This is a genomic window from Haloarchaeobius marinus, assembly GCF_051207415.1.
Taxonomy (GTDB): domain Archaea; phylum Halobacteriota; class Halobacteria; order Halobacteriales; family Natrialbaceae; genus Haloarchaeobius.
Map to the genome: position 1 here is coordinate 281,818 of NZ_JBPKGD010000004.1, position 16,720 is coordinate 298,537.

10 protein-coding genes are annotated in these 16,720 nt (G+C 65.2%); 5 read left to right on the forward strand and 5 right to left on the reverse strand.

The features are described from left to right. The first annotated feature begins 264 nt into the window (after positions 1-264). The 4 genes from ACSC1W_RS16255 to ACSC1W_RS16270 all read left to right on the forward strand — a co-directional run bounded on the left by ACSC1W_RS16255 (position 265) and on the right by ACSC1W_RS16270 (position 4,858). Complete coding sequence (locus ACSC1W_RS16255) at positions 265-867, forward strand: SRPBCC family protein (protein ID WP_435348637.1); 603 nt, start codon at positions 265-267, stop codon at positions 865-867. A 127-nt stretch (positions 868-994) separates the two neighbouring features. Then, the gene (locus tag ACSC1W_RS16260; protein ID WP_435348638.1) at positions 995-1,498 is read left to right on the forward strand and encodes a (2Fe-2S)-binding protein; all 504 of its coding nucleotides are present in this window, start codon (positions 995-997) and stop codon (positions 1,496-1,498) included. Between the two features lies 1 nt (position 1,499). Next, entirely contained in the window at positions 1,500-2,396 is an 897-nt protein-coding gene (locus tag ACSC1W_RS16265) for an FAD binding domain-containing protein (RefSeq protein ID WP_435348639.1), read from the forward strand. Between the two features lie 71 nt (positions 2,397-2,467). Beyond that, the gene (locus tag ACSC1W_RS16270) at positions 2,468-4,858 is read left to right on the forward strand and encodes a xanthine dehydrogenase family protein molybdopterin-binding subunit (protein ID WP_435348640.1); all 2,391 of its coding nucleotides are present in this window, start codon (positions 2,468-2,470) and stop codon (positions 4,856-4,858) included. Between the two features lie 880 nt (positions 4,859-5,738). Here the strand turns inward: ACSC1W_RS16270 and solA are convergent. From solA to ACSC1W_RS16285, 3 genes are all read right to left on the reverse strand, one after another. Beyond that, a complete protein-coding gene (gene solA, locus ACSC1W_RS16275; RefSeq protein WP_435348641.1) occupies positions 5,739-6,872 on the reverse strand; it encodes an N-methyl-L-tryptophan oxidase in 1,134 nt (377 codons plus the stop codon). A gap of 172 nt (positions 6,873-7,044) precedes the next feature. Further along, the gene (locus ACSC1W_RS16280) at positions 7,045-8,457 is read right to left on the reverse strand and encodes a Na+/H+ antiporter NhaC family protein (RefSeq protein ID WP_435348642.1); all 1,413 of its coding nucleotides are present in this window, start codon (positions 8,455-8,457) and stop codon (positions 7,045-7,047) included. Positions 8,458-8,577: 120 nt separating this feature from the next. Next, positions 8,578-9,684 carry an NAD(P)/FAD-dependent oxidoreductase gene (locus ACSC1W_RS16285; protein ID WP_435348643.1) on the reverse strand — a complete coding sequence of 369 codons (1,107 nt, stop codon included), beginning with the start codon at positions 9,682-9,684 and terminating at the stop codon, positions 8,578-8,580. Positions 9,685-9,810: 126 nt separating this feature from the next. On the opposite strand from ACSC1W_RS16285, the gene ACSC1W_RS16290 reads away from it, so the two are divergent. Next, complete coding sequence (locus ACSC1W_RS16290) at positions 9,811-10,572, forward strand: IclR family transcriptional regulator (protein WP_435348644.1); 762 nt, start codon at positions 9,811-9,813, stop codon at positions 10,570-10,572. A gap of 467 nt (positions 10,573-11,039) precedes the next feature. Here ACSC1W_RS16290 and ACSC1W_RS16295 read toward each other — a convergent pair whose 3' ends face one another. Together ACSC1W_RS16295 and ACSC1W_RS16300 are read right to left on the reverse strand one after the other, a co-directional pair. Further along, the gene (locus ACSC1W_RS16295; protein ID WP_435348645.1) at positions 11,040-14,372 is read right to left on the reverse strand and encodes a glycosyl hydrolase; all 3,333 of its coding nucleotides are present in this window, start codon (positions 14,370-14,372) and stop codon (positions 11,040-11,042) included. Positions 14,373-15,224: 852 nt separating this feature from the next. Next, positions 15,225-16,652 carry a hypothetical protein gene (locus tag ACSC1W_RS16300; RefSeq protein WP_435348646.1) on the reverse strand — a complete coding sequence of 476 codons (1,428 nt, stop codon included), beginning with the start codon at positions 16,650-16,652 and terminating at the stop codon, positions 15,225-15,227. Positions 16,653-16,720: the final 68 nt, after the last annotated feature.

The window sequence follows — 16,720 nt, forward strand, 5'->3', positions numbered from 1 at the left end:
TAACAATCGACCAAGACAGTTCGCCGTCGATTTCGATAGCGGGCGGACGACGGACCGGGAACGAAGGGAGACCCACGACCCCGCGAGGCGAGTTGCGACAGAGCAGCGGTGGCCACAGTCGGGCACCGCTCGTGCCGTGGAGGGGTTTCAAACCCGGACAAGGCGGGGCAAGCCTTTTTAACGCGATATTCCGTTGTGTCCACATCGGTAACGAGACAATGACTACCAAACGAGTACCCGGGAGCACGTGAGGAGAGCCTGTACATGGAGTTCAGCGGAACATTCACGCTAGAGGACGTAACCAGCGAAGAGGTCTGGCTGTCGTTATCGGACCCGGTGATGGTGAAGCAGGCACTGCCTGGCTGTCAGTACCTCGTCCACGTCGACGACCCGGACGACGTCGACTTCGACGAGTTAGCCGCGACCGCCGGCGACGAAGATCCACCGATACTTCCGGACGCGGAGCCGGAGGACGTGGCGGACCGGGCGTTCGTCGAGGACGGCCACTACGCGACCCGCGTCCAGATCGGGGTCGGGAGCGTCAAACCGACGTTCGACACGGTGGTCACGATAGACAGGCGGGACTTCCCCGAGATGGACGCGTCCGGGAGCGGCAGCGCGTCCGACAGCTCGTTCGAGCTCGATTCCGGGATGACGCTCGTCGAGCACGAAGACGAGGGCACCGTCGACATCGACTGGCGGGCCGAGACCCACGTCTTCGGTCGCATCGCGCGGATGGGCCAGCGGGTCGTCAACCCGGTCGCGAACCGGGTCGTCAATCGGTTCTTCGACCAGGTCCAGACCCAGCTGAGCGACGTCGGCGACGAGTCCTCGGGTCTCACCGGCCGCATCAAGGAACTCGTATGAACCCGACCGACTCGTATCGACGACGAGAGTCGCCGTCGACGACCCTGCGGGACTCCACCGGGGTTCCACAGCCCAGCATCGGTGCTATCGAAACGAACTGTACGACGGTGACGAACCGAGGTGAGCAATGACGGAACACGACATCACACTCACGGTGAACGGAACAGAACACGAACTGAGCGTAGAGCCGCGAACGCTGCTGGTCCACGCGCTGCGGGACGAACTGGGCTATACGGGGCCGAACGTCGGCTGCGAGAGCAGCATGTGCGGTGCCTGCACGGTCCACCTGAACGGCGACGCGGTGAAATCGTGCACGCTGCTCGCGGTCCAGGCAGACGGAGCGGAAGTGGACACGGTCGAGGGGCTGACCGAGCGCCACGGCGACCTCCACCCGATCCAGGAGGCGTTCCACGAGGAACACGGCCTGCAATGTGGGTACTGCACGCCCGGGATGATCATGACGACCAAACAGCTCCTGGCGGAGAACCCCGACCCGAGCGAAGCGGAGATTCGTGAGGGACTCGAAGGCAACCTCTGTCGCTGTACCGGCTACCAGAACATCGTCCACGCCGTCGAATCGGCCGCGGACAAACTCGGCGAACGGGACGCACCGGCCCAGGGGGACGACTAGGATGTTTCCCTCGCAATTCGAGTACCACCGTGCGGACAGCGTGGAGGAAGCGATCGAGCTCAAAGCCGAGAATCCGGAGACCGAGATCCTCGCAGGTGGGCACAGTCTGCTACCGACGATGAAGTCGGGGCTGGCGAACCCCGGGGGCCTGGTCGACATCGGCGATATCGAGTCGCTGAAGGGTATCGACCGTCGCGACGGCGAGACCGAACTCGGCGCCCTGACCACCTACGCCACCATCGCCCAGAACGAACAGCTGTGGGCCGACGTGACGGTCCTCGCGGAAGGAGCCCACGAGGTGGGCGACATCCAGGTTCGGAACCGCGGCACCATCGGTGGGAACATCGCCCACTCGGACCCGGCGTCCGACCTTCCTGGGGCGGTCCTCGCAGCGGACGCGACCATCCACGCGCAGGGACCCGACGGTGAACGCGACATCGCCGCGGACGACTTCTTCCAGGGGATGTACGCGACCGACCTGGCCGAGGACGAACTCCTCACCGGGGTCAGAATCCCGCACCAGGACGAGGACACGGGGAGCGCGTACGTGAAGAAGCCGAGTCCCTCCTCGGGATACGCACTCGTCGGTGTCGCCGCGGTGCTCGAAACCGACGGGGACGAGGTCACGTCGGCGCGGCTGGCGGCGAACGGCGTGATGGACCACGCAGTGCGGTTAGAGCCGACCGAGGATGCGCTCGTCGGCGTCTCGCTCGACGACGAAGACGGCATCGAGGACGCCGCCCAGGTCGCGGCCGACGACCTGGACGAGTTCATGATGATGGACGACATCCAGGCCTCCGCCGAGTTCCGCACCCAGCTCCTGCACGTGTTCACTCGACGTGCCATCGAAGCCGCCGCCGACCGCGTCGGAACCACGCCCGAACCGGAGGTGGTGTGACATCCCGGGTAGAGCACGTACCGGCTCACGAACAGGCGAACGAACCAGAGACAGAACACAAGGTGAAATCGATGGCTAGCAAGGACAGGACGACCGAGACGGACGACGACGGTGCTATCGGCTCCAGAGTCAACCGGACGGAAGACAGGGGTCTCATCACCGGTCGAGCGAAGTATACGGACGACATCGAGATGCCACACGCCGCCCACGCGGCGGTGCTCCGCAGTCAGTACGGGCACGCGAAGATCGACGACGTCGACACGAGTGCCGCAGAGGAGCTGGACGGCGTCATCGCCGTCTACACGAAGCAGACGATGGAGGAGGAGGCGAGTACCCGACCGCCGCGGAAGATTCCGTCGATGTCGACGGACTACATCCAGGTGCCGCCGGAGCTGTTCCGGCCGGTCATCGCGAAGGACAGGGTCCGCTACCAGGGTGAACCCATCGCCATCGCCGTCGCCGAGGAGCGCTACATCGCTCACGACGCGGTGGCTGCGATCGACGTCGACTACGAGCGACTCGACGCGGTGACCGACCCGGAGAAGGCACTGGAGGACGACGCACCGACGCTCCACGAGGACCGCCCGAACAACCTCGGGTACGAGTGGGAGTTCGGTGACGAGGAGGAACTCGACGAGGTCTTCGACGAGGCCGACCACGTCGCGAGCGTCTCCATCGACGAGCAACGGCTGATTCCCGACGCGCTCGAACCCCGTGCGGCCATCGCCGAGTACGACGCGGGGTCGGACGAGCTCTCGATTCAGATGAGCACGCAGACGCCCCACTCCGACCGGCACGCGCTCTCGGGCATCTTGCGGCATCCGGAACAGAAGATCCACGTCCAGGTGCCACAGGTCGGCGGTGGGTTCGGCGCCAAGATTCACAACTACGACGTCGAAGCGCTCGTCCCGTGGTGTGCCCGCGAACTGGAGATGCCCGTCAGGTGGCAGGCGAAACGCACGGAGATCCACCAGACGTCGTCGCACGGTCGCGGCCTGAACTTCGACGCCGACATCGCACTCGACGACGATGGGAACGTCCTCGGCGTGCGCGCGGATGGACTCGCCGACGTCGGTGGGTACGTCTCCTCGCACATCCACATGCTGACGACGATATTCTGCGTGGACCTGATTCCGGGCCAGTACGACCTCCCGAAACTCTACGCCCGGATCCGCGGGGCGCTCACGAACGCGACCCCGCTCGACTCGTACCGTGGCGTTCACGAGGTCGGTGCCATCACGCTCATCGAACGGCTGATGGACGCCGCGGCGGACGAGGTCGGCATGGACCCGGCGGAACTCCGTCGGAAGAACATGATTCCGGCGGACGCGTTCCCCTACGAATCCGTCACGGGTCAGACGTACGACAGCGGGAACTACCAGAAAGCGCTCGACAAGGCGCTCGACGTCGTCGACTACGACGAACTCCGCGACCGCCAGGAGGAACTCCGCGAGGAGGGCCGTTACCTCGGCATCGGTCTCTCGTGCTACGCCCACGTGAGCGGCGTCGGTCCCGCAGACATCTGCAAGAAGGCGGGCATCTTCAAGACCCACTGGGAGAGCGGTCGCATCACGATGCACACGTCCGGGAAGGTGACCGCGTACGTCGGCACCCAGGACTTCGGGATGGGTCACCAGACCGTCTTCGCCCAGATAATCTCCGACAACCTCGGCGTCCCCATCGAGGACATCGAGGTCATCGAAGGGGATACCCGGCAGATCAACGACGGCACGGGGACTCACGCGAGTCGGTCCCTCGTCGTCGGCGGGTCAGCCCTCGTCGAAAGCGCACAGGACATCGTCGAGAAGGCGCGGGAGATCGCCGCGCACAGACTGGAAGCGCCCGAGGAAGACGTCGAGTTCGAGGACGGCGAGTTCTACATCAGGGGCGCACACGACCGCTCGGTGACTATCCAGGAGGTAGCGAACGACGCCCACCGGGCGTTCGACCTCCCGGGCGACCCCGGCCTGGAGGCCACGACCTACTGGCTGCCGGACGAGCTGGCGATGACCGCGGGGACCCACGTCGCCGTCGTCGAGATCGACCCCGAAACCGGCGACGTCGAGTTCGAGCGCTACCTCGCCGTCGACGACGTCGGCAACCAGGTCAACCCGACCATCGTCGAGGGACAACTCCACGGCGGCATCGTCCAGGGCATCAGTCAGGCGCTCTGGGAGGACGTCGTCTACGACGACAGCGGCAACATGCTCACCAGTTCGCTCCAGGACTACGCGATGCCCAAGGCGTTCCACGCGCCGACGATGGAGACCGACCCCATCTCGACGCCAGCGCCCGGCAACCCGCTCGGGGCGAAGGGTGTCGGCGAGACCGGTCCCATCGCGGCCAACGGTGCGGTCATCAACGCCGTGCTCGACGCACTGGAGCCGTTCGACGCCGACCGCTCCGAAGTCGACACCCCGCTCACGCCGGAGAAGGTCTGGCGTGCAGCGAACGGGGAGTGACGCTTCGGACTGTCGAATTCCACGTCGAAGAGTTCGAGCCTGCGTCCCCGTCTCGGTCGTACCCTCCGTTTTGTGGGGACGAACGTGGTTCAGTGGCAGTATCCCGGTCTTCGGTCTGTTTGAGGTCGGTATCGACGCGCCTGCCGTAATCCTCCACGTCGACGAGTCAGGTGAAGAAACCGGCCTCGGTCTCGATGAACGAGGGATCGCCGGTCGCACGAATCGTCGAGACGGCGGTCAGGTGCGTACTGCCGGAGAACCCGCTCGGTTCTCGACCATCGCCTCGTCGCTGCTCGAACTGGCGTACCGAGACAGCACTGGGGACGGTATTCATAAGGATTCAATCAAAGTTACTGGCTGCCTACAGATAAAACAGCCTTCAGTTTATTTTTTCAACCACAGGGGCAGCCATGTACATTTCTAATAATATCTCCCCAATTATATGATTAACCAGAGTTAGATGCGCACATAATCGTGTGATTTTCAAAATTAGAGAGCTTACTATAGTGTGGATAAAACTATGTACGAGGTGTCTCTTACAACGCCTGGCCGGGTTCTCGGGTTTTCGGTCAGTATCTTTACTAGAGTGGAGGGGTTCGTCGGGAGACGAGCAACACGGTGACTTCCAGCCATCGTGACAGGGACCATCGTCGACGGACAACCAGCACGCTGTGAATCCCGGGACCGGCTACGAACCAGGGTACGGGGTCCCGGCTTACGGGACTCCCGCTGTCGATGACGGGTCAGCAGGGTCTGTGCGTCGTAGCTACTCCCCGGTAGTCACCAGATAGAGCAGCGGATTGATCGGAAGAGCGATGTTCGCCCCATGGATAGTACCTCGACGTATGGCGGTGGCACGAGCCACGACTGCTCTGTACGACTACAGTCTGCCGTCGAACTGGTGAACGCTGACGGGGTTTTCGGTGTCCCCCTCGGTCACGTAATCGGCCAGCACTTCGCCGACGACGGTGCAGAACTTGTATCCGTGTCCCGTGAAGCCAGCGGCGACCGACACGTGGGGGTACTCTGGCAGGGTGTCGAGGTAGAAGTGCCCGTCGTGGGAGTTGGTGACGATACAGGTCGCGAGCCGCATCGTCTCACCCGCTGCCCCGGGGAAGTAGTTCTCCGGGAACCGCCGAAGCCGTTCCTCGTCCTCGATGGTCGGTTCGTCGTCCCACCCGTCGGGGTCTATCACGTCGGGAGCCTCCGGCGTCGTGCCGATCTTGAATCCCGGACGCTCGAACAGCGGGAACCCGTAGCAGTTCCCCTCCGGAACGTCGACGCTGAACACCGGGCAGTTTCGGGGACGGAAGTGCTCAGGTTCCGCTGGGCGGAACCAGGCCAGCACGCGGCGCTGTGGCGTCAACTTGCCCGAGAGGACGTCGAGATACTTGCCGGCCCACGCACCCGCAGTGAGTACGAGGTTGTCGGCGGTGTACCTGTCGCGCGTCGTCGACACGGTGACGCCGCGTTCTCCGACGTCGACGTCTTCCACAGCCTCCCGGGCACGGATCGTCGCACCGTGTTCGAATGCCTGCTTCACGTGCGTCGAAATCGCGCGTTCGCAGGCGAGGAACCCACCGTCCGGCTGATAGACGCCACGATGGTCGTCGGGGAGGTCGTAGCCGGGGAACCGGTCGTTGAGTTCGGCCCCCGTCAGCAACTCGTAGTCGAGGTCGTGCGCCTCACAGGACCTGATGGAATCTGCGACCATCGAGCCACCAGCGGGCCCGGCGTGGACGGACCCCGTCTTCGTCAGGAGGTCCGTCCCGGATTCCGCCTCCAGCGCCCGCCAGAGTTCGTTCGCTCGCTTCGCGAGTGGAACGTACTCCGGGTGTTCGTGTTGCGTCAGCCGAAATATCCGCGTGTCCCCGTGCGAGGACCCCCGGCTGTGTGGAACGTCGTAGCGCTCCAGACCGAGGACGTCGACCCCGCGTCTGGCCAGCTGGTAGGTCGCTGCACTGCCCATTCCGCCGACTCCGACGACGATGGCGTCGTACCGTTGCTCGGTCATCACGCCCAGATTCGTCGATTGCGCAAAAAGTGTTCGCATGCATCTCCGCCAGTCGAAGCCACCGCGACACCGCTTCGGTGGCCCGACCAGAGAGCGGGTGAGAATCACTCGGGGTCGAGGCGTCCTGCCGAGCAGGGAGCCGCCACACCCCGGAACTCCACGAACGACGTTCTCAGGGTGCGATGACCACCCCGAGCACGGCGTACGAGACCGCGGCGACTCCGCCGGCGGCGATGGCGTACGGGAGCTGGGTTCGAACGTGGTCCATGTGGTCGGACGCTGCACCGAACGACGACAGGATGCTGGTGTCCGAGAGCGGTGAACAGTGGTCACCGAACAGGCCGCCACCGACGACGGCCGCGACCGCGGCGTACAGGACCGGGCCGAAGGTGGTGCCGTTCATGCTGAACGCGACCGGGACGATGATGGGAATCATGATGCCGTACGTCCCCCACGAGGTTCCGCTGAAGAACGAGATGAACGCGCCGGTGACGAACGTGACGAAGAGCAACAGGGCGGGCGTCAGCCAGCCCTGGCTCGCGCCGATGACGAAATCGGGAGCGCCGAGTTGCCCGGTGATCTCGTTGATCATGTACGCCAGGGAGAGCACCATGATGGCCGGGAACACGCCCTTGATGCCGTCCGTGGAGGTGTCGATGAGGTCCGTGACGTCGTCGAAGTACCCCTGGGCGTACATCACGACGCCGAGCCACGTCGTCGCCGCCATGAACGCGGCCAGTATCTTGACGTCCTGGAGAACGACGAACGTGCCGATGCTGATGCCGAGGATGATGAGGACCGGCACGAAGAGGTGGAGCAACAGGCTCGCGGTCTTGCCCTCTTTCGCTTCGATCTCCTCGATCTCGACGCCCACGAGTGGGTTCGCCCCGTCGCGGAGCACCTTCCCGGATTCGCGTGCGCGACGCTCTGCCTTCCCCATCGGACCGAAGTCGGAGATGACGCCGGCCGCGATGATGCCGGCGAACGCGATAGAGAAGATGCCGTAGAAGTTGTACATGATCGAGTTCACGAACACGTCGAGCGCGACGGTCTTGTCCGCGACGTTCCCCTGCTCGGCGATGAGCCCCGCGATGAAGACCGCCCACCCACTGATCGGGATGAGGGTCGGGACCGCTGCGCTCGTCGAGTCGAGCAGGTACGCGAGTTTCTCGCGGGAGACGTCGTGTTCGTCCGTGACCGGCCGCATCACGGGGCCGGACAGCAGCGGACTGAAGTAGTCGCTGAAGAACACGAGGACCCCGAGCAACCACGTCATCCCCTGGGCGCCCCGGTCGGTTTCGACGCGCTCGGACGCCAGTTCGGCGAACCGTTCGGTCACGCCGGCGAGCATGAAGTACGCGATCAAGATGCCGACGAAGACCTGGATCATGACCACCCAGATGAACCAGCCGCTGCCCAGTGCGTCCTGCATCAACTGGACGGTCCCCGTGAAGGGGTCGCTCCCGAGCATCACGACCCCGACGACGGAGCCGACGAGGAGCGAGAACACCGCGTTTCTCGTCGCGAATGCGAGTACGAGCGCCACCACGACCGGTAGTAACGACCAGACTGTGCCTTCTAACATACAGAATGACCATGATAGTAGAGGTATATGAATGTTACTGTCCCTCATGCCAGGGCCTAGCAACATTCCTGGCACGTATCGGTAGGTCGCCTCGACTGGCAGCAGAGAGCTGCGGGACGGTCAGGCGAATCGCGCCGGGGACAGGTACGACTCCAGGTCGGAATCGACATCTTCGCCTCCTATCACGGCGGCCAGGAACGCGCCGACCGCTGGCGCTAGCGTGACGCCGAGCCCGTTCATCCCGGCGGCGACGAAGAAGTCGTCGACGTCGGTCTCGCCGACGATCGGTGCGCCGTCGGGTGTGAGCGTCCGGACGCCGACCCACTCGTTGACGAGTTCGACGCCGTCGAGCCGGGGGATCGCCGCTTCGATGCGAGCGTCGATTTCGAGGTAGAACTCGTGGCCGATGGACCGGCCGGCCATCGGGTCCAGTACCTCCGCGTCCGCGTAGTCGACGCCGAAGTTCCCGGCGAACGCCTGGTTCCGCCCCTCGCCGCGGAAGTAAAGTCCGTCGCCGAACTGGACGAACGGGAGCGAGAAGGAGTCGTCTTTCTGCAGGACCACGACGGGCCCGCGGTTATGCCGGACCGGGAGCGACACGCCGACCATGTCGTTCACCGTCGGGACCCACGGTCCCGCCGCGTTCACCACGGCGTGTGCCGGCCGCGTCCCAGCCTCGGTCTCGACGCCCGTGACGCTGCCGTCGCTGGTACAGATGTCCGTGACTGCGGTCTTCGTCTCGACCGTGACGCCGGCGGCGGTTGCCTCACGGACGTAGTGCTGGATGATCTCCGACGGGTCGAGGTAGCCGTCGTCCGGGGTCGCCATCGCGCCCGAGACGGCGTCGGGGTCGATGCCGTGGGTGGCGAGTGCGTCCGGTTCGAGGAAGGACGCTTCGGTGCCGAAGTCCGCGAGCGTCCCCGTGAGTTCCCGGAGCGACTCGACCTCGTCGTCGGTCCTGGCGACGTCGAGCGTCCCGATCTGCTCGAAACTGAGGGTTCCGTCCTCGACCAGTGGTTCGTATTGCTCCCACGAACGCGCCCGGAGTTCGTGGCTCGACCGGTCCGGCGTCGATTGATGCCAGACGAACAGTGCGACGGAGTCCCCGGACGTTCCGGAGCCGAGTGTGTCCCGTTCGTAGAGGACGACAGGGCGGGGCTGGTCGCGGAGGTGATAGGCGAGACTGGCGCCGATGATGCCGCCGCCAACGACGACTACTGGGTCCATCACCCTCCCGCTATTCGCCACTCGTTGAAATAGATTTCCACAGACCCGACAGACGCGTCGGGATGCTGTGACGTGACCCGTTTGGCAATCCCAAACAGTTATGGTCGTCGTCGCGAGAGGGACGCTATGGCAAGCAGGGACACGGAACCGCGCTCGATCAAATCTGTTCGCACGTCGTTCGCGATCGTGGACGAACTCGTCGAACGGGAGGGTGCGGGCGTCACCGAACTGGCCGACGCACTCGGTTGCTCGAAGACCACCGTCCACACGCACCTCTCGACGCTGTCCCGACTCGGGTACGTCCGGCAGGACGGCGACGGGTACCGCGCCAGCCTCGGGTTCCTCACGACCGGGAACCGGGTCCGGGAGAGCTTCGACCTGTATCGCTACGGCGTCTCCATCGCCAACTCGCTCGCGGAATCGACCGGTGAGGTCGTCCATCTCGCCGTCGAGGAGGACCAGAAGGTCCACTTCGTGCACGCGGCCCGCGGCGGCCCGGACGCGATAGAGTCCACGACCCCGGTCGGTCGAACGGCGCCACTGCACGCGACCGCGGTCGGGAAAGCGATGCTGGCCGAGATGCCGGACGAGCGACGCGAAGCCGTGTTCGACCGGGGACTGAACCCGATGACGTCGCGGACCATCACCGACCCGGAACTGCTCCGCGAGGAACTCGACCGGATCCGCGAACGGGAGTACGCCGTGAACGACCAGGAGCAGGTGCTGGGCGCACGCTCGGTCGCGTCCTCCGTGAAGTACGTGTCGGGGGGGCTCATGGGTGCAATCGTCGTCAGTGGACACGCGTCGCGGCTGGACGAAGACCGCATCGAGGAACTGGCGGCGAGCGTCAGAGGAGCGGCGAACCAGATCGAGATCGAGCAAGGGTGAGGGTGCGGAAACGGCACCCCGGCTGTTTGGCGATGAGAAACGTCCGGGCCACGCTCCCGGTGGGCGTTACAACAATAATACTGTAACAACCGCTGGCAGCGTCCGTTCCAGTGGTCGGTCGCCACATCGTATAGAATTTCGGTAAAATATTACTTTATGATATATATCGGTGAAACCAGGGCGAGTCGTCGGCCTCCAGTTCTCTGGAATCTCTGTTTCGAGCGATACACAACATACTTTCGACTGGTTCGGGGTATGCACACCGCCATCGCGGGTGTCCCGACGCTATCGCAGTCACGGGTCGAGCGAGTCACCGTCCGGACGGGTGGATTCGGCCGGTTCTCGTTCGTCGGCAGTCGGTGAACCCCTGTCGAGGCAGGTGCGGCCGACGAAAAGCAGGTGTCGAGGCAGCACCGTTCCCGCGGGCGTCACGCCGAGGGCGAGCGCTCCGGCGCGACCGAACGCGGCTAGCTCCCGTCTTCGACCTCGGTCGCGGTCGCAGTACCGGTGTTGCCGTTCGAGTCGGTGACGACGCACTCGACCTCGTAGGTGTGGCCGTCGTTCTCCGCTTTCGAGGCCCGCATGGACGTCGTATCCGACGCGGACCCGCCACTGACGCCGATGCTCGTGGTGTCCTCGACCTGTCCGTCGTCGGTATCGGTCAGGGTCAGGTCGACCGCGTCGAGGTCGCCGTCCGCGTCCGACACCGTCCACGAGACGTCGAAGTCCGCGTGCGGGCCGTTGTGACTCCGTTCGCTCAGGGCGAGACTGTCGACGGAGGGGGCGTTCCCGCCGCTGGTGCTCTCGTCTTCGCTGACGCTCGTGACCGCCGAGTCGGTGTTGCTCGCGCCGTCGGTGACGACGCACTCGACGGTGTAGGAATGACCCGAGCCATCGTCACCGGCTGCGACCAGCCGGGTGGTCCCCGTCGCGTCGCTGCCGCTGACGCCGATGGTCGCGGTGTCCTCCGTGCTGCCGTCGCTGTCGTCGGTCAGCGTGAGGTCGACCGTGGAGAGGTCGCCGTCGCTGTCGCCGACGTCCCAGGAGACGTCGAACTCGGCGTCCGAGTCGCTCGTCTCGACCTCGCTTGCGGACAGACTGTCGACCGTCGGTGGGGTCCCCGAACCACTCCCCGACGTGGTGTACCCCACCGAGTTGGCGGCCACGGACAGCGACGTGCCATCCGAGAAGTTCACCGTCGTCGCCGACGACGACGCGTTGTAGGCGACGTAGGTGGTCGTCCCGCTACTGCTGTCGTGGAACACCTGGTAGAACGGGGTGTCCGCCGTCACCGACGGCTCGGGCGTTCCGATCTCGTTCAGGTGGTGCAAGAAGTAGTAGACGTACGGCGTGGAGGTCCCGGTGGGGCTGATCGGGAGTTCCCCAGCCATGTTCGGGTCGATGGCGCGCGAGGGGTCCGACATCGCGCGGTAGCACCACGCGGCGGCCGCCCAGCCGTCCGGCCACCGGTCGTAAGGACTGGGCCCGCCGACGAGCTGGTCGCGCGCCGTGATGAGGCGGTCCCAGTTGTTCTCGTTGTAGGCCTGGTCGTATCCCAGGTAGAAGGAGTGGCCACCGATCGGGAGGTGGTTGATGCCGTACAGCTCTATCGGGTCCGAGGTGTCCCAGTAGACCGACCGCCAGGAGCCGACGTCCCAGGTCTGCGAGCAGTACTTGAAGGGTCCGGAGCCCTCGGTGTCGAGTTCGTTCGGGTCGAGGTTCGACCCGAAGCCGGCCGGCAGGGAGTCGTCGTCCTCGTCGAACCAGTACTCGCGAGCCGCGTTGACCTCGTGGGTGTACATCCATATCCCGGCGTCCCTGAGCTCGGTGTTGCCGGTTATCTCACCCCACTTGACCATCGCGGCGTACGCAGCGATGGCCTCCGAGGAGGACTCCTGGTTGTTGCCCCAGTCGTTCCCGTTGATACCGCCTGCGTACGACATCCCCGCGTACGGTTCGAAGGTGCGGAGGAACGGGAACGAATCCCTGGGGTACGTAGACGGGTCGAGTGGGTTGGACTCGTCCGGGCGCTCCCAGTTGGCGTAATCCCGGATCAGCAGTTCGACCATCGGGCCGTAGTCGTCGGCCCACTGTGGGTCCTGTCGGGCGACTTCCGCCGCGGCGTTCACGAGGTACCCGTAGTGGAAGTGGTGGTCGTTGACGGCGAAGGCGCCACCGAACTCACAGTCGGGATACGACTGGATGACGCCGAGGTCGTCGTGGTAGTAGAAGACCTCCTCGTCCTCGGCGGTCGAGAAGCTGTCGCCGTCGACCGTCCAGTCGTCGTTGGTCACGTCGAGGTACGTCGACAACCGGCCGCGGAGGGCCTGCAGGAAGTAGTCTCGCTCGGCCGTCAGCCCGCGGACGTCGGCGATGGGGGCCACCTGGGTGTTCCGCATGAAGTCCTTGCCGCTCCAGTACGCACATGCGGGGACGCCCTGGTTGGTGTACGGGCCGTAGTCCGACCGGAGGTCTTCGAGGTACTGGTCGAGCTGTGCCCCGTCGTAGGTGCCGACGTCCGGCTGGACCGGCAGGATTCCCGGATAGGATAGCGTCGTCGAGAACGACGACCCGGCGACGACCTTCATCGTGCCACGGGGTGACCAGTACTCGTCGCCGGTGAACGACGCGCTCGTGTGCTTCCACTGGGTCGGGAACAGGGCCGACAGCGTTCCACTGGTGGTGCTCTCGGCCTTCTGTTCGAGGGTGTAGGAGTAGGTGGTCGTGACCTCCGAGTCCGCCTCCGCGTAGTTCCAGTCGACGGTGGTGTCGCGCACGACGTTGTACGCGTACTGCTCGAAGGCGTCGAGCGTCGACTCGGTGCCGTCGGGCAGCACGGCGACGGTGAGGTAGCCTGCACCGGCCAGGTTCGACGTGAGCGTGTCGGTCCCCTTGCCGGACCAGGTGGCGCCGTCCGGCGCGTAGAGGCCGAAGTGCTGGACCGAGTGACCCGACTGGGTAGGTTCGACCGTGAGTCCAAGGACGTTGCCCTGGTCCGAGAAGACGGAGACGTTGGCATCGTCCAGTGCGGCGTCGCTCTCGTCCAGCACGGAGAGTTCCGCGCCGCCACCGCCGTACTCGACGAAGACGAACGGACAGCCCCGGACTTGCGTGACGTCCATCGGGACCGACGTGTCGTCACCCCACCGGGCCACGTTGTGCCAGTCACCGTAGTCGTGGGTGCGGGTGTCGCTGTAGGACGATGCTGCGGTGTTGCCGATTACCAGTCGGGGCGTTTCCTGGTAGTCCATCCGAACGAAGTCCGCCTCCTCGATGGGTGCGGGTTCGTTCTCGAGGTCGTCCCAGGGGTCGCGCCAGCCCTGCCAGGTGCTCGGTATCTGGAGCCGGAAGCCGTCCGCACGGGCGTCCGCGTAGTAGGGGTAGGTGACGGTCGCCCCGTTGCAGTACTCGTGCCAGTCCTCGGAGTAGGGATTGTACGCGAAGTGGAGGCCGCTCCAGACGCCGTTCGTCGGGATCGGCTGGTCGACGTTGCTGGTGGTTCGCAACTCGTCCGACGTCGGGGGCATGTCCGCGGTGCTATCCCCGGGGTACTCGGTGGTGTAGCTGCCGGCACCGACGCTGTGGACGTTCGAGTCCGCGATCGCACTGACGACGTCGACGCCGCTGCCGATGACCCCGGACGCGCCAAGCGCCTTCAGCGTGCTCCGGCGAGAGATAGACGTCAGGCTGTCGGTCGGGCGGTCGCGTTCGGATGCACTCCCAGGCTCTGCTTCGTCCGCTGCCGCGTCTCGGTTCGAGCGTTCTGTACCGTCGTCGGGTGAAGTGTCGTCCTCTGTCATTGGTCTCGTCTCCTGCGTTCGACAGCCACGTCGCTACGGGTCGACACGGGAAGCCCCATCGCTGGTGGACCGTGCTACCACGTGACTGTGTATCACAGACAACCAGAAGTTAGTTGATAAAAGATTCGGTTCGTGCGGAATTTTCACCCGGGCTGTATTCCAGCCGCCGTTCCTGTCTGCGCGGGTCGTCGACGGGCGGTTCCAGTCGCCGACCACAGCAGTCGCGGACTCGCCGGTCGGCGACACAACCACCGAATTTTGTTTCCCGTGTTCGGGCAAGAGCGGTCAAAAATGTATGGAAACCATGTATTTCGTCGTTTTGACTCGTAACAGATATGTTCGCCAACGGTTCGGTTCTCGCGTGTGTCGGGTGGAACCGGAGACTGGTGTGACGGTGGTCGGCCGCCTGTAGCACGGCGCTTCGTCGCCGAGGAGCTCGTCGCTGGTCCGTCGTCGACGGGCTGTTCTTCACGACGTTCGTCGAGGGACGGCTCAGACATCGACGGAACTCGGGTTCACGCCCGGTAGCGACGAACGGGGCGCAGCGAGCTGGGCCCGAACCGGCAGCAGCGTAACAACAGTAGCGTTCGTCACCGAGCCTGGTCCCGGTTTCGTCGACCGCGAGGTGCCCCGGGCTCGCACCCGCGTGGGCCGTAGTTCGGCCTGCTGAACCGGCTGGGAACGGTACGCCGATAGCAATCGACACCTGACATACCTACCTTTTATATTGTATCTGGAAGTGATACTATCCGGTATCAGGCCTCCGCTGGCGCGTGTTCGCCGAGCGCCAGCTGCGGTCGACGAAAGTCGTTCGGTCGGGGCCTTCCCCCGGTCCCTCGTCGTCCCTCGCCCTCAGTTGACCGACTTCGACAGTTCCGCACCCGCTTTGAACTTCACCTCGGTCGAGAGCTCGGCAGCGTCGACGAGGTGGAGTACCGGGGCATCCAGCGCCGTCACGACGCACGTCGGCGGGCGGTTCCGGTCGGTGTCGTCACAGTCACCGGTCCCGGGGGCCAGTGCGTCCCTCGACTGTACCCGCCAGTAGTCTCCCCCGTCCGTACCGCACACCGGCTGGGCACCGTCAGGAAGCGTGGGTGCGTCCGGGTCGTACTCGCCCACCGTCACGTTCGCGTACGTGGTTCGTCCGGGCCGCCGTCGCCGCCTGATGAGCGACTGGAGGTCCGTCGCACTGCGCTCGACGTCCGAGAGCGTGAGCCCGACGACGTCGCTGGGGGCCGCCCCGACCAGCAGGGTGGCGGCGTTCTCGTAGAGCGCACCGTCGTCGACCAGCCAGCCACCGGCGTAGAGGTACTGGTCGTCGTGGCGAATCCGTCGCACGTAGAACAGCGCGGGCATCCGACACGGACAGTCAGCCGGCGTCACGGCCAGGGGATAGACGAGCGTCGGCGTCACGCCTGCCGCTCCGACGACGCGCTCGTCCCCCCACGCGTCGAGCGTCCGGGGCGTGTTCGTGGTCCCGTCTTCCGAGACGAGTACCAGCCGTGCCGATTCCTCTGCCTCGGGAGACGCGCCCGTGACGACGACCCCGCCGGAGGTGGGGAAGACGGCGACGGCTCTGGCGTTCGATGGGTCTTCCTCGAGCGTCGCGGAGAGGAGGGTGCGACACGCCAGGTCCCGGTGGACCGAGACGGCCCCGTCGTCGGCCGCACATCGCTCGCCGTCCGGGTCGCCGACGAAGTACTCCAGGACTCGCCGTGGCGTGAGTTCGTCGGCGACCGTGCCGCGGTCGTCCGGGAGGCGTGCGTCGGGGAGCGAGACGATGAACCGCTCGCCGATGGTCGGTTCACCGTCGAGGTACCCGTACAGTGCTTCCTCGGCGTCCTGTATGCCGTCGGCGTCGGAGTCATCGTCGTCGGGAGCGCCGTCCCACCGGCTGGTCCTCGGTCTGTTCGACCGGGAGGAGTTGTAGTCCTGTGCTTTCGTTGGGGCGCTCGTGCTCCACCCGTCGAGTTCGACGTCGGCGGAGAGGAGCCAGGACCCCCCGCCGAACGTCGACGGAACGTGCCGGACGTCCGTCTGCCCAGCCCTGTACACGCGGACGGTCTCGTCGTCACCGTCGGCCGTTGCTGCCAGGGTGGCGTCGCCGGCGTAGTACGCGGCCGGGGCCGCCCCGGTGTTGGTCGTCGAGCGTGCGGCCCGCCCGAGGCAGCCACTCAGGCCACCGACAGCGAGACCGCTACTGGCCGCGAGTAATCGCCGTCGCGTCGTCGTCGGGGTTCGCCCGTTCGCACCGGTGGTACCGTCTGTTCGGCCATTCATCACTGACCTGAGATACCCCGGGGGGTCTTAAATATATGAGTTCAGTGACATGCGTCTCCCGTTCGGGG